At 58.3% G+C, this 11,770-nt stretch carries 11 protein-coding genes; 5 read left to right on the top strand and 6 right to left on the bottom strand.

All coding sequences use genetic code 11. The features are described 5' to 3' along the window. Nucleotides 1-343 precede the first annotated feature (343 nt). From U5K34_RS07030 to mutM, 5 genes are all read left to right on the top strand, one after another. Nucleotides 344-1,297 carry an ABC transporter ATP-binding protein gene (locus U5K34_RS07030; RefSeq protein WP_322567741.1) on the top strand — a complete coding sequence of 318 codons (954 nt, stop codon included), beginning with the start codon at nucleotides 344-346 and terminating at the stop codon, nucleotides 1,295-1,297. Further along, a complete protein-coding gene (locus U5K34_RS07025; protein WP_322567740.1) occupies nucleotides 1,294-2,055 on the top strand; it encodes an ABC transporter permease subunit in 762 nt (253 codons plus the stop codon). Before U5K34_RS07030 ends, U5K34_RS07025 begins: the two co-directional genes overlap by 4 nt. 18 nt (nucleotides 2,056-2,073) lie before the next feature. Next, complete coding sequence (locus tag U5K34_RS07020) at nucleotides 2,074-3,435, top strand: GldG family protein (RefSeq protein ID WP_322567739.1); 1,362 nt, start codon at nucleotides 2,074-2,076, stop codon at nucleotides 3,433-3,435. Continuing rightward, nucleotides 3,435-4,313, top strand: a complete 879-nt coding sequence (locus U5K34_RS07015) for a DUF4340 domain-containing protein (RefSeq protein ID WP_322567738.1) — start codon at nucleotides 3,435-3,437, stop codon at nucleotides 4,311-4,313. Before U5K34_RS07020 ends, U5K34_RS07015 begins: the two co-directional genes overlap by 1 nt. Before the next feature lie 267 nt (nucleotides 4,314-4,580). Then, nucleotides 4,581-5,396 (top strand): bifunctional DNA-formamidopyrimidine glycosylase/DNA-(apurinic or apyrimidinic site) lyase, encoded by an 816-nt coding sequence (gene mutM / locus U5K34_RS07010; RefSeq protein WP_322567737.1) that lies wholly within the window; start codon nucleotides 4,581-4,583, stop codon nucleotides 5,394-5,396. 50 nt (nucleotides 5,397-5,446) lie between these two features. On the opposite strand, the gene ggt is transcribed toward mutM, so the two are convergent. From ggt to U5K34_RS06980, 6 genes are all read right to left on the bottom strand, one after another. Next, nucleotides 5,447-7,114 (bottom strand): gamma-glutamyltransferase, encoded by a 1,668-nt coding sequence (gene ggt, locus U5K34_RS07005; protein WP_322567736.1) that lies wholly within the window; start codon nucleotides 7,112-7,114, stop codon nucleotides 5,447-5,449. Between the two features lie 190 nt (nucleotides 7,115-7,304). Further along, nucleotides 7,305-7,556 (bottom strand): YfhL family 4Fe-4S dicluster ferredoxin, encoded by a 252-nt coding sequence (locus U5K34_RS07000; RefSeq protein ID WP_322567735.1) that lies wholly within the window; start codon nucleotides 7,554-7,556, stop codon nucleotides 7,305-7,307. Nucleotides 7,557-7,592: 36 nt separating this feature from the next. Next, entirely contained in the window at nucleotides 7,593-8,072 is a 480-nt protein-coding gene (gene coaD, locus U5K34_RS06995) for a pantetheine-phosphate adenylyltransferase (RefSeq protein WP_322567734.1), read from the bottom strand. A 74-nt stretch (nucleotides 8,073-8,146) separates the two neighbouring features. Beyond that, the gene (gene rsmD / locus U5K34_RS06990; RefSeq protein WP_322567733.1) at nucleotides 8,147-8,716 is read right to left on the bottom strand and encodes a 16S rRNA (guanine(966)-N(2))-methyltransferase RsmD; all 570 of its coding nucleotides are present in this window, start codon (nucleotides 8,714-8,716) and stop codon (nucleotides 8,147-8,149) included. A 251-nt stretch (nucleotides 8,717-8,967) separates the two neighbouring features. Further along, entirely contained in the window at nucleotides 8,968-10,335 is a 1,368-nt protein-coding gene (locus U5K34_RS06985; RefSeq protein ID WP_322567732.1) for a pitrilysin family protein, read from the bottom strand. 23 nt (nucleotides 10,336-10,358) lie between these two features. Continuing rightward, the gene (locus tag U5K34_RS06980) at nucleotides 10,359-11,714 is read right to left on the bottom strand and encodes a pitrilysin family protein (protein ID WP_322567731.1); all 1,356 of its coding nucleotides are present in this window, start codon (nucleotides 11,712-11,714) and stop codon (nucleotides 10,359-10,361) included. Nucleotides 11,715-11,770 lie beyond the last annotated feature (56 nt).

Raw genomic sequence — 11,770 nt, 5'->3', positions numbered from 1 at the left:
TCATTGGATTCCCTGTGCATCACTGAATAACTGTTCCAAATTCATACATACCTTATACTCTGGCTAATTCTGCAGGTCACGCTGGCGTTAGCCTGCGTGATACCCCTGCTGATACGCACAACCTGACCTGCACCTCTGAGCACTTTTCAGGAACAGTTATTCAGTTGCAGAACCCGTCGTCATCGTTTCCGGCCGGGATTGAACCAACTGCGCTAACGCCAGTCAAAATAAAGGTGAATTGATTGGCCAAAGCCTCAATGCGGGCTTGTCAGCACGGCGCAGAAGCTTATAATTTCAGGCCAGTTCCCATACCGAATAATAATACCGGTTAGCGTTTATCCGCATGTCGAATGACAATCTGATCAGTGTCAAACATCTTTACCGGCGTTATGCCGGTCTGACCGCCGTGAACGATGTCAGTTTTGAACTGGCGCGCGGCGAGGTCCTGGGCTTTCTGGGACCCAACGGGGCCGGCAAAACCTCGACCATGCAGATGCTCACCGGCAATCTCGCCCCGAGCAGTGGCCGCATTCTGATCAACGGGATCGATTTGCTGGATAATCCCAAACAGGCCAAGGCCCTGATCGGCTATCTGCCGGAACAACCGCCGTTGTACCGGGAACTCACGGTAGACGAATATCTCCAGTTTTGCGCGCGGCTCAACCGTATCCGGCGAAACGCGGTTAGCCAGGCCGTGGAGCGCGCCAAGCAGCGTTGCGGTCTGGAGCAGGTCGGTCGACGTCTGATTAACAATCTGTCCAAGGGCTATCAGCAACGGGTCGGCATTGCCCAGGCCATCATTCATTCACCGCCGGTGGTGGTGCTGGATGAACCGACCGTGGGACTGGATCCGATCCAGATCCGCGAGATCCGCCGTCTGATCCGGGAACTGGGCGAGGATCATGGCGTGATTCTCTCCACCCATATCCTGCCCGAAGTCCAGATGACCTGTGATCGGGTACAGATCATCAATCGCGGCCATCTGGTGTTCAGCGATAACATTGAGAATCTCAATCGCCGCAGGGACTCGAGCAGCCTGATCCTCGGACTGCATCAGCCACCGGCCGAAACGGAACTGGCCGCCCTGCCGGCGATCACCGAAGTCCAGGCGCTGGACAATCACCGTTTCCGGCTGTTTCACGCCAGCGAACAGACACCGGCCGAAGCGATCGCCGAACAGGCTGTCGCCAAAAGCTGGGGATTGTTCGAACTGAGCCCGGAATACAAGACCCTGGAGCAGATCTTTGTCGAGATCACCAGTTCCGAGCAGGCTATAGCGGAGGGGCATGCCGCATGATGGTCCTGACCCTCGCACAACGGGAATTACGTACCCTGTTTCTGTCGCCCCTGGCCTGGGCGATTCTGGCGGTGATGCAATTTATTCTCGCCTATCTGTTTTTGACCGCGTTGAATGATTTCATCACTTTGCAGCCGCAACTGCAGAGCCTGGAGTCCCCGCCCGGCGCCACCGAACTGGTGGTCGCCCAGGTTTACGGCAGTGCCGCGTTTATTTTCATGATGGTGGTGCCGCTGTTGACCATGCGCATTATCAGCGAGGAGCGACGTAATCGCAGTATCGCGTTGTTGTTCAGCGCACCGGTATCGATGACCGAGATCGTTCTGGGCAAATACCTCGGCCTGCTTGGCTTTTTACTACTTGCCTGCCTGATGATCAGCCTGATGCCACTGGCGCTGATGTTTGGCGGCCCGCTGGACACCGGCCTGTTGCTGGCCATGCTGCTGGGGCTGATCTTGCTGGTGGCCTGCTTTGCTGCCGTTGGCCTGTTTCTCTCCACCCTGACAGTGCAACCGACCATTGCCGCGATCAGCACCTTCGGCGTGCTGCTGTTGCTGTGGATCATCGACTGGGCCGGCGATCAGGTCGGCGACGGTGTCACCAGCGGGCTGCTGGAGTACCTGTCCATTCTGCGCCATTTTGAATCACTCAGTCAGGGCATCTTCAACAGCGCCGACATCGTTTATTTTCTGCTGTTCATTACCGTCTTTCTGGTCCTTGGTATCCGTCGCCTGGATGCCGACCGGTTGCAACACTAACGCAGGATTGGGATCCGTATGCAGGTTACCTCCCGAAGTCGCTTACAGGTTCGCATTCAAAACATTCTGTTTGTCGTGTTGTTTCTGACTGTCATCGGCCTGCTCGCCTGGCTGAGTCTGCATTACAACTATGAAAGCGACTGGACGGCCTCGGGGCGCCATACCCTGTCCGACGCCACGGTCAAACTGCTGGAGCGCATGGACGATCCCATCGAGATTATTGCCTTTGCCCGCTCCGGCAACATGGTCTCCACCCGACGCAACATTGCCGACATGCTCGAGCGTTACCGGCAACACAAGGACGAGATTCGTGTTCGCTATATCAATCCGGATACCGAACCGGATATGACCCGTGAATATAATATCAGCGTCGATGGTGAGCTGGTCGTCACCTATAACGACCGGACCGAGCATGTACGCAATCTCAGTGAAGAGAGCCTGACCAACACCCTGCAGCAACTGCTGCGCAGCGGTGAGAAACATCTGGTGTTTGTCGCCGGCCACGGCGAACGTCAGCCGCAGGGTCAGGCCAATCATGATTACGGCCAGTTTACCCGCCATCTGCACAGCAAGGGAATCAGGACCAGCAGCCTGAAGCTGAGCGATAATCCCGAAATTCCGGACGACACCGCCGCGCTGGTCATCGCCGGCCCGCAACTCGATTACCTGCCCGGTGAAGTGACCCTGATCCGCGAGTACGTGCGTCAGGGCGGCAATCTGCTCTGGTTACACGATCCCGGCAAGCTGTATGGACTGCAGCCCCTGCTGGCGGATCTCGGTCTGACATTTGTCGACGGAACGATTGTCGATCCGTCTACCCGGATGCTCGGGATCAATGATCCGACGTTTGCCGTGGTGGCCGATTACAGCGCCAGCGACCATCCGGTGACCCGCGACTTTCGCTTCATGACCCTGTTCCCGCGTGCGGCCGGCATTGAAATCGGCGAGACGGAGAATTTCGAGATCAGCCCGCTGCTGGAAACCGTGCCACGCAGCTGGTCGGAGACGGGAGAACTGGATGGCGTAATCAACTACGACGCCGACGAGGATACCGCCGGTCCGTTGCAGATCGGTGTGGCGTTGAGTCGTACGCCGCAAGCGCAGCAGGGCGAACAACGCATCGTGGTACTGGGCGACGGCGATTTTCTTACCAACGCCTATCTGGGCAATCAGGGCAACCAGGATCTGGGCTATAACATTGTCAACTGGCTGAGCCATGACGACCGCTTCATTGATATTCCGGCCCGCGCCGCACCGGATACCGATCTGAGCCTGAATTCGACCACCTGGTCGATCCTCGGTCTGCTGTTCCTGTTCGGTCTGCCGTTACTGCTGCTCGGCTACGGCCTGTACATCTGGTGGCAGCGGCGTAAACCCTGATGCGTGCCCGCCTGCTGCTCAACCTGGCCCTCCTGGTCACCGTCATCATCCTGGTGCTGCTGGTCAGCCGCACCCCGGACGAGCCGGATACCCCGACGCCCCGGCCGTTGACCGATCTGGCGCCGGATAACGTCAACCAGATCCGGTTGCAACGACGTGATCAGGAACCGGTGACTTTATATAAGGAACAGGGGATCTGGTACATGCAGCAACCCTATCACCTCGCGGCCAACGATTATCGCGTTCAGGCCCTGCTGCGCCTGTTACAGGCCGAGTATGACAGTGCTCACCATCTCGAGGAGGATCGGGACCCGGCTCGCTACGGACTGGATCAACCCGGCGCCAGCCTGACTTACAATGACTCGCTGGTCATCGAGTTCGGCGATACCGAACCGCTTTCCAGGCAGCGCTATGTCCGCATCGACGATCGGCTTTATCTATTAGCTGATACACATTACTACCATACCATCAGCCCGGCCACCGGTTATCTCAGCCACGCCCCGCTCCCCGCAGGCAAGATTGTCGCACTGGCATTGCCCGATCTCCGTCTCAGTCTGGAAGCCGGCCAGTGGCAGGCCCAACCGCCACAGCCGTCACATTCCGCCGATGCGTTGACCGAACTGATCGCCAACTGGCGCACCGCCCAGGCCCTGCGGCTCGAACCCTATACGCAGGACCGCCTGCCCAGCGCCGACATTGAAGTGCAACTGGAAGACCGGGAGAACCCCGTTCGCTTCACGCTCCAGGAAAAGGACGGTCAGCACAGCCTGTTACGTCATGATGCCAGAATGCGCTACATCATCAACGATGAGAGCCGCCAACAGTTGTTACAACTCCCCGAGCCGATTCCTGAACCACAACCGAAAACCAGAAATTAACCACCAAGACACGAAGACACAAAGAAAACTTTCAGATTTCGCAGGCCAGATTGCGCACCACGTTTCCTGACACTACATCCCTTAGAGGTCCGATTACAGGCTACCTGCCAGCAAGATCTACGGCTTTCAACCCTGATACTTAAAATCAAAGCATTTAATCAACAGACTGCCGGACTCAGACACCCTGCCCCTGAAATATTACTTGGTGTCTTCGTGTCTTGGTGGTGAAATAATATAAATTTTAGAGAGAGACTGCTCCGAAGCCTCATGCCTGAATTGCCCGAAGTTGAAACCACCCGTCGCGGCATCGCCCCGCATTTGCTGGGACGCCAGGTGCGCGAGGTGATCGTACGCCAGCGCCAGTTGCGCTGGCCGATACCGCGCAATCTCAATGGACTGTTATCCGGACAAACTTTTAAAACCATCGAGCGTCGCGGCAAATACCTGTTGCTGGGCACAGAGAAAGGCACCCTGATCCTGCACCTGGGCATGTCCGGCAGCCTGCGCATTCTGCCGGCGTCAACGCCGACACAAAAACATGATCACCTGGATATCGTTCTGGATAACGATCAGTGTCTGCGCCTGCGGGATCCGCGCCGTTTTGGCGCGGTGTTGTGGAGCCGGGCGGATCCGTCGCAACACAAGCTGCTGAAGACGCTCGGTCCCGAACCCCTGTCACAAGCCTTTACCGGTGATTATCTGTGGCAACGTTCGCGCGGACGCAAGCTGGCAATCAAAGCCTTTGTGATGGACAGCAAGATCGTCACCGGTGTGGGAAATATCTACGCCAATGAGGCGCTGTTTCTGGCCGGCATTCATCCGCAGCGAGCCGCCGGGCGTATTTCCCATGACCGTTATCAACGACTGGTCGAAGCGATCAAGCAGGTGCTGGAAGCCGCCATCCGCCAGGGCGGCACCACCTTGCGTGATTTTACCGCCAGCGACGGCAAACCCGGCTACTTTCGCCAGCAACTGCATGTCTATGAACGCGAGTGCCAGCCCTGCCATCAGTGTGGCCAGGCCTTGCGCCACCGGGTAATCGGTCAGCGATCCAGCTACTATTGCAGCCATTGTCAACACTGACAAATTTTATCACCAGCGAACCTGAAGCAATCCGATACAGAAGTGCCTTGTCAGTCGCGTATTGACGCGCGGCCCTCGCCACGCGGGTCGCTGGCCGCGCTCACGCGCCGGGTCGCCTTGTCCCAGATAATCAGTTGCATGTTGCCATAGGGATGATTCAACTCGGTCAGCACATGTCCGCGCCGGGACAGTTCCCGACGCTGCGCGGGTTCGATGGCCTCCGGTTCGTGCTGCACCTGATCCGGCAGATACTGATGATGATAACGCGGCATGGCGACGATTTCGGCGGCATCTTTGTCCCCGGTGAAACCGAGAATGCCGTGCAGTACCATGGTAATAATCCGACTGCCACCCGGTGTGCCGAGAATGGCAACGCGATCCGGGTGTTCGACAAACGTCGGACTCATACTGGAGAGCATCCGCTTGCCCGGTTCAATCGCGTTCGCTTCGGCCCCGATCAGCCCATAGACGTTGGGCACGCCCGGCTTGGCCGAGAAATCGTCCATCTCGTCATTGAGCAACACCCCGGTGCCCGGCGGCATAAAGCCCGAACCAAACGGATAATTGATACTCAGGGTGGCCGCAACCCGGTTGCCCTCCCGATCCAGTACGGAAAAATGCGAGGTATCGCTCCCCTCCTCATCCGTGGTCGCTGCCGGCAACAGACTGCTGTCGGTCGCCCGTTCAGGCTCGATACTCTGGCGCAGGCGCGCGGCATGGGCCTTGCCCGTCAAACGCGGGATATTCATCGCCACAAAATCGGGATCACCGAGATACTCGGCCCGGTCGCGATAGGCGCGTCGCATGGCCTCGATGATCAGATGCTGGCGATCCACTGCCGCTAACCGGTCCAGCTCATAGGGCTCGAGAATATTCAGCATGGTCGCCAGTGCCACGCCGCCGGAGGAAGGCGGGGGCGCGGAAATGATCCGGTAATCACCATAACGCACGCTGATCGGCTCGCGTTCATCGACCGTGTACTGCGCCAGATCCGCCTGCGTCCAGATACCCCCGGCCTCGCGCGTCCCCTCTACCAGACGCCGGGCCAGCTCGCCCTGATAAAATCCGGCGCGCCCGGCAACGGCCAGGCGTTCCAGCGTCTGCGCCAGATCGTGCTGGCGAATGATATGCCCCGCCGCTGGCACCTCATTGTCATGCAAAAACACCTCGGCCGCAGCGGGCGACCGACGCAATACCTCGAGGCGAAAACCGGCCATGCGCCGGTAATGGGGCGTGACCTCAAACCCCTCGCGCGCGGCGCGAATCGCCGGCGCCAGCGACCGACCCAGGGGCAGGCGGCCATACTCTTCAGCCAGATGCACCAGGGCCGCCGGCTCACCGGGAATCCCGGCCGCCAGCGGACCATCCACCGACAGCCCGTCGATCACGTTGCCCTGTTCATCCAGATACATATCCCGGTGTGCCTGCAAGGGGGCTTTTTCACGGCCGTCGAGCATGATGTTACGGCCACTGTCCGCCTCATGCAGCAGCCAGAATCCACCACCCCCCAACCCGGAACTGTAGGGTTCGACCACCGCCAGTGTGGCGCTGACCGCCACCGCCGCATCGAAGGCATTGCCCCCGGCGTCCAGGATCTCCAGCCCCGCTTCGGTCGCCAGCGGGTGTGCCGAAGCCACCGCGTCAGCCGGCGGCGCCGAGCGGTCACAGGCTGCAACCAGCGCGACCAGAAGAACAAGGCACAGGCGAAGAATTTTCATGAGCGCTCCCATTAAAATCAGGCATCCAGAAGCAGGCTTCCGGCACACGCACAAGCCGGTCAATCGCCCGGCTGTCCACGCCGTTATGATTCAAGCTTAACAAATTTTTCCGTGCGTCCCGGCGCGATGTTCAGAAGGGCCAATAAAAAAGCCCCGTAAAGGGGCTTTTGTCAGGAGCGGAGCGGGATTGTCAGGCCGAGGCCATCAGCTTTTCATACTTGGCCTGCAGCTGTATCTTGCTTTCCTGGTTGTCCGGATCGACGATGATGCAGTCGACCGGGCAAACCTCGATACACTGGGGCTCATCAAAGTGGCCGACACATTCGGTACACAGATTCGAGTCGATCTCGTAAATCTCGTCACCCTGGTAAATGGCAGTATTTGGACACTCCGGCTCACAGACATCACAATTGATGCATTCGTCGGTAATCAATAAGGACATGCCGAACTCCAGATAGTCTTGCGCAGTGGATAAATCTTATCGCATCCGCCGGCTCAATGCAGCCACAACTTTCTCGTGGACAAACGACGACACATCGCCGCCCAGCCGGGCGACTTCCCGTACCAGGCTGGAGGATATATAGGAATATTCTTCCGCCGGGGTCATAAACACGGTTTCGATATTCTCGGCCAGGTGCCGGTTCATACTGGCCAGCTGGAATTCATACTCAAAGTCCGAGACCGCGCGCAACCCCCGAATAATCACCGTGGCCTCTTGCTGGCGCATAAAGTCCACCAGCAGGATATCAAAACCGCAGACACGCACATTGTCGATATCCTGCAGGACTTCCTGTGCCATGCCGATTCGCTCCTCCAGTGAAAAGACCGGCTGCTTGCCGGTCCCGCCAGCGGCGATCGCCACAATCACCTGGTCAAACAGCCGCCCGGCACGCTGCACCAGATCGCTGTGACCGTTGGTGATCGGATCGAAGGTGCCCGGATAGATCGCAATACGCATAGTTTATCCCCACGATTGAACAGTGCCAGTGTAACGCGTCGCCCGCGCCGCGACCACGCCCGGCCAGGAGAGGATTATTCCTGCGGCGGCTGACGACGGGCAAGCTGGTAAGCCACCTGCCCGGCCTGTTTGTTGCGCAACACTTGCCAGTGGGCCGGCAGGCTGGGCGCCTGGGTGTGGCTGTCGTGTTCGAAGTAGATCCAGGCCGTCTGTGTCAGCCAGCCGGTCTCCAGGGCGGTAAAACAGTCTTCCAGTACCCGGGTCTGGTAGGGCGGATCGAGAAACACAATGTCACAGGGTTCGGGCGGGCGGTCCAGGTAACGCAACACCTCTGACTGGCAAATCGTCATCCGGCTCGCCTGTAGCAGGCGAACATTCTGTTGTAACTGCGATACCACCCGTGGATGGCTGTCCACCAGGGTAACCTGCGCCGCCCCGCGCGAGGCGGCTTCAAAACCGAGTGCGCCGCTGCCGGCGAACAGATCCAGCACCCTGGCGCCGTCGATCACCGGCGCCAGCCAGTTGAACAACGTCTCACGGACCCGATCCGGCGTCGGACGCAAACCGGGCGCGGGGAAAAAACCCAGCTTGCGCCCGCGCCACTGCCCGCCGATGATCCGAAACTGGTTACGTTGCCCTGCCATCCTGGTTGATTCCCGCTGATACATCGTCACGGGTGTTATATCACGCCATCGGGTTTGTACCAATTATGATTACTCTCGCCGAGGGGCAAAGGGAAAACATAACATGGCGATCTCTGCGTCTCTGCGAGATCATGAGATGACTTATAATACAGTTGTGTACCAGCAATAATGAAACTCTCGCCAGGCCGCAGAGATACAAAGGGAACAACATAATCCGGGCATGCTCTGCATCCTGGTGGGAATATCAAGCGTTATTCACTACGACTCCCATTGCCGACGGTCACGGTGAGCAGTTTGTCGGGATGGATGCGTCGCTGGAAGGCATCACGAATATCGGCGGCGGTCACCGCCTCGACCCTGTCGTTGAAGGTATCGAGATAATCATGTGGCAGACCGTAAAACTCGATCATCGCGATGTACTGGACAATGTCCTTGTTACTGTCGATGCGCAGCGGAAAACCGCCGGTGATATTCTTTTTAGCGTGCTGTAACTCTTCCGCGGTCGGGCCCTCGTCGATAAAGCGGGTCAGCACCTCCTGCAACAAGCTCAGCGCTTGTTCGGCCTGATCGTTGCTGGTCTGCAGTCCCATGATAAACGCCCCGTTGACCCGCTGCGGCACAAAGTAGCTGTAACTGCTGTAAGCCAGCCCCCGCTCTTCGCGGATGGTTTCCATAATTCTGGAACCAAACCCGCTGCCACCCAGGATGTGATTACCGACATACAAACTGAAATAGTCACGATCGCCACGCCGCATGCCGGCCTGGCCCACCAGCAGGTGGGTTTGCGCCGAGGGATGGGAGCGGTCCACCCGGTTCGCCTCGTCCAGGGCTTCCACTTCCGGCAGGGCGGGCGCCGCTTCACCGGCATTCAGTTTTGCCGTGATTTTTTCGGCCAGCGCCTCGGCCTGCGGACGATCCATATCCCCAACGATGGCCACTACCGCATTATTAGCCACCAGATAACGTTGATGGAAGGCTTTCAGATCCGCCAGTTCCATGGCCTTGATGCTCTCCTCCTTACCCAGAACCGGCGTGGCATAGGGGTGCTGGCCGAACAGATGACGATAAAACAGATCCTCGGCCAGTTCGCCGGGCGACTGCTTTTTATTCTGCAGACTGACCAGCGTGTTACGTCGCACACGGTTGAAAGCCTCATGCGGGAAAGTCGGCTCGGCCAGGATCGTGGCAAAGGTTTGCATGGCCTGCTCCAGCAGGTCCTCTTCGGTCAGGCTGCGCAGGCTGAAGGCGGCCATATCCCGTTTGACCGACACCCCGTAATTGGCACCGATATCATCGAACCGCTCGGCCAGTTGATCCGAATCCCACTGCCCGGCGCCTTCATTGAGCATCCCGGCGGTCACATTGGCCAGACCCGGCAAGTCACCATCCCGTGCGCTGCCGGCATCGAACACCACCCGAACATCAACCATGGGCAGCTCGGGTGCCGGCACAAACACCACCCGGGCGCCGTTTTCGGTCGTCCAGCTCTGGAACTCGAAACTGCTGTCAACGCCGGCGGAAACCGGTTCGTCGCCACGCTCGAACCGGGCCAGGGTAAAGGTCAATGCCAGAATAACAATAACAGCAAGGGCAATTTTCCAGTTCAGTCGCTTCATCATATTAATCATCAGATAGAAAGGTCTCAGTGTCCGGTGGCGGTCGGTGATCCAGCAGGTTGTTGGCCGTCAAGCGGTAACGGATCGAGTATCGTCACACTGCGGTTATCCTGACGCAGATATTTGCGCGCCACCTGTTGAATCTGTTGCGGGGTGACGGCGTTAATTTTCTCGCGATAGACTTCCATGGTTTGCCAGCCGAGCCCGACGGTTTCCAGAATCCCCATCTGCATGGCCTGATAGAATACGGAATCCTTTTCATAAACATCGCCGGCCACCACCTGGGCCTTGATCCGCGCCAGCTCCGCTTGCCCGACCGGCTCGTTTTTCAACGCCTCGATCTCCTCCAGCAGGGCCTGCTCCAGTTCCGCGATATCATGGCCGCGCGCCGGTGTTCCGCTGAGCATGAACAGGTTGTCCTGCCGCGAATAGAGATCGTAACCGGCATCGGCACCGGCCGCGATTTGCTGCCCGCGCACCAGCCGCGCGGGCAGACGGGCACTGCGCCCGCTGCTTAAAATACCGGCCATCACTTCCAGCGCGTAGGCTTCCCACTCCTGTTCGACGGTTTTGAGTACCGGCACGTGATAGCCGATCAACAAATAGGGCAATTCGGCCGGCTCCTGAACAACGACTCGCCGCTCACCCTTTTGCGGCGGCTCGACCCGCGGCTTGATCGGCGGCACATCGACCCGGGGCAGGCGACCGAAATGTTCTCTTGCCAGGCGGTAAACCGCATCCGGCTCGACATCGCCAACCACCACCAGGGTCGCGTTGTTCGGCGCATACCACTGGTGATACCACTGTTGCAGATCCTCGACGGTCAGGTTCTTCAGGTCGTTCATCCAGCCGATGGTCGGATGCCGGTACGGACTCACCATAAAAGCGGCCGCGTTGAATTTTTCATAGGCCAGGGCGCGCGGGTTATCTTCCGTGCGCAGTTTACGTTCTTCCATGACTACCTGACGTTCCTTTTTAAACTCGTCTTCCGGCAGGGTCAGGTTACGCATGCGATCGGCTTCCAGTTCGAAGCTGATCGCCAGCCGGCTTTTTTCCAGTTGCTGGAAATAGGCGGTGAAGTCCTTGCTGGTAAAGGCGTTCTCGCGTCCGCCGTTTTCGGCGATGATGCGCGAGAACTCCCCGGGGCCGTGTTTTTCGGTACCCTTGAACATCATGTGTTCCAGGACATGGGAAACGCCGGTGATGCCGTTATGTTCGTAACTGGCGCCAATTTTGTACCAGATTTGCGATACCACCACCGGGGCGCGGTGATCCTCGCGCACCAGCAGTTTCATGCCATTATCCAGATTGTATTCGTGGACCTGGCCCAGTGCCGGTAAACAAAACAGTCCCAGCCCGAGCAGAATCAGTAAACGTCGCATTGATTTATTTGGCCTGTATGAGAGGTTGGTGGCTTACTCAAAACATCAAGCAGTGG

Origin of the sequence: Thiohalophilus sp., assembly GCF_034521165.1 — a bacterium.
GTDB lineage: Bacteria > Pseudomonadota > Gammaproteobacteria > UBA6429 > Thiohalophilaceae > Thiohalophilus.
This window is presented reverse-complemented; position numbering and strand designations above follow the sequence as displayed.

What these genes read in the sequence shown, in the direction of transcription:
- U5K34_RS07020 (WP_322567739.1), top strand. Translation starts at nt 2,074, where the DNA reads ATGCAGGTTACCTCCCGAAGTCGCTTACAGGTTCGCATTCAAAACATT.
- U5K34_RS07025 (WP_322567740.1), top strand. Translation starts at nt 1,294, where the DNA reads ATGATGGTCCTGACCCTCGCACAACGGGAATTACGTACCCTGTTTCTG.
- U5K34_RS06985 (WP_322567732.1), bottom strand. Translation starts at nt 10,335, where the DNA reads ATGATGAAGCGACTGAACTGGAAAATTGCCCTTGCTGTTATTGTTATT.
- U5K34_RS07015 (WP_322567738.1), top strand. Translation starts at nt 3,435, where the DNA reads ATGCGTGCCCGCCTGCTGCTCAACCTGGCCCTCCTGGTCACCGTCATC.
- U5K34_RS07000 (WP_322567735.1), bottom strand. Translation starts at nt 7,556, where the DNA reads ATGTCCTTATTGATTACCGACGAATGCATCAATTGTGATGTCTGTGAG.
- rsmD (WP_322567733.1), bottom strand. Translation starts at nt 8,716, where the DNA reads ATGGCAGGGCAACGTAACCAGTTTCGGATCATCGGCGGGCAGTGGCGC.
- mutM (WP_322567737.1), top strand. Translation starts at nt 4,581, where the DNA reads ATGCCTGAATTGCCCGAAGTTGAAACCACCCGTCGCGGCATCGCCCCG.
- ggt (WP_322567736.1), bottom strand. Translation starts at nt 7,114, where the DNA reads ATGAAAATTCTTCGCCTGTGCCTTGTTCTTCTGGTCGCGCTGGTTGCA.
- coaD (WP_322567734.1), bottom strand. Translation starts at nt 8,072, where the DNA reads ATGCGTATTGCGATCTATCCGGGCACCTTCGATCCGATCACCAACGGT.
- U5K34_RS06980 (WP_322567731.1), bottom strand. Translation starts at nt 11,714, where the DNA reads ATGCGACGTTTACTGATTCTGCTCGGGCTGGGACTGTTTTGTTTACCG.
- U5K34_RS07030 (WP_322567741.1), top strand. Translation starts at nt 344, where the DNA reads ATGTCGAATGACAATCTGATCAGTGTCAAACATCTTTACCGGCGTTAT.